The sequence below is a fragment of the Limosilactobacillus reuteri subsp. porcinus genome (assembly GCF_036621895.1).
GTDB lineage: Bacteria > Bacillota > Bacilli > Lactobacillales > Lactobacillaceae > Limosilactobacillus > Limosilactobacillus reuteri_J.
The window spans coordinates 1-1497 of sequence record NZ_LN887483.1; the positions used below are offsets into that span (position 1 = coordinate 1).

Sequence of the window (1497 nt, forward strand, 5' to 3'; positions counted from 1 at the left end):
CTCATGGATATTTTAACAGAAATCGAGCAGAATTTGGTGAAATCAGGCAGTTTATTTGAAGCTGAACAGATTATTTTAAAAGGGGTATTGGAGTTAGGACAAGTAATCATGCAAAACTTTTTGGAAAGCTTAGATCGAAGCTTAAAGTCCCAAGCTCCAGCGAACTATCAAGTAATCAATAAACAGCCACGGACGCTTAATTTTATCTTTGGCCCGGTGACTTTTCAACGACGGTATTATCAGGCTGGGACAAAGAAACGTGAATTTTACTTAGACCAACAATTAAAAATTAAACCACGTCGTCGTTTATCGCCACACTACTTAATGATGATGGCTAAGATTGCCCAAACAACTACAATGCGCAATACTGCCGACATTTTGAACCTTGTATTTGACAGCGGAATTACTGCCGATTCGGTAATGCACGCCGTGCATGAGTTAGGAAATCAGGTAGCTAAACAAACTCAAGCAAAAGAACACCAAGCTACTCCTCGCCATATGCCTAAAAATTTAACTATTGAGGGTGATGCCTTTATGATTAAAGGTAAAAAAGAAGCAGGTCAGCTGACTCTTGTGCACCATTATCGGGTTTATGAGCGAGTAGCTAATCAAATCATTAATCGGCATGACTTTCTCAGTGTTGGGCACCAAGGACGGCTTGAAGCACGACTAAGTGATTATTTAGACCGCCATTATAAGCTTGCCGGTCAAACGATCTTTTTGGCCAGTGACGCTGGCCCAGGTTACGAACCAGCTAAGCTATTAAGTCTAGTTCCTCAAGGTGCACATGGTGAATACTTTCTCGACCGCTATCATTGTTTACAGAAAATTGAACATACTTTAGGCCGGCACAACGAATTAGCCATGCGAGCAATTAAAGCCGTTCGTCATCATGATCAAGCAGAGCTAACAATAATTTTAGATACTTATGAATCACAAAACCTAACGGAAAAACAAGCAGACGACCTAATGCGTTTAAGAAAGTATCTACAGCGAAATTGGCGGTATATCCTCTCACCACAAATGCGTGGATTTAAGGATATTCATTTAATTGGTTCAGTCGAAAGTTCTCACCGGGCTTTTACTTACCGGATGAAGAAACAGGGCAAGTCATGGACTAAGCAGGGGGCTAAAGCCATGATTGGTTTAATTGAAGCCCGAATGAATGGTGAACTGCAAGCTAGTTTAAATACAATCCTAGAACAATTAACAGTTCTTCCTCGAGTGGCTCAAACCAGCCTATTACAGGAAATGCATATTCGAACTGGAGAGTTTCTAAGAAAGGCACCGACAAAGCCGTCAATTGGAGTAGTACAAGGAATAATTCCGATTAATACGGCCACAAGTAGACCAATAGGACAACTTTTTAAGGCACTAACCCACTAAAACTGTATATTTAAAGGCTACCTATGAAAACTTGACAGATACGAATTAAATTAGTTGGTTGACAACTCAAAAGCAAATTGTTATATTATTAGCAGCAAATTTTAGGAGGGA

1 protein-coding gene is annotated in these 1497 nt (G+C 40.1%); it reads left to right on the forward strand.

The genetic code is table 11. The annotated features are described in order from the left end of the window. Positions 1-3 precede the first annotated feature (3 nt). On the forward strand, positions 4-1386 hold the full coding sequence (locus AACL61_RS08900) for an ISLre2-like element ISLre2 family transposase (RefSeq protein WP_003667567.1): 1383 nt from the start codon (positions 4-6) through the stop codon (positions 1384-1386). Positions 1387-1497: the final 111 nt, after the last annotated feature.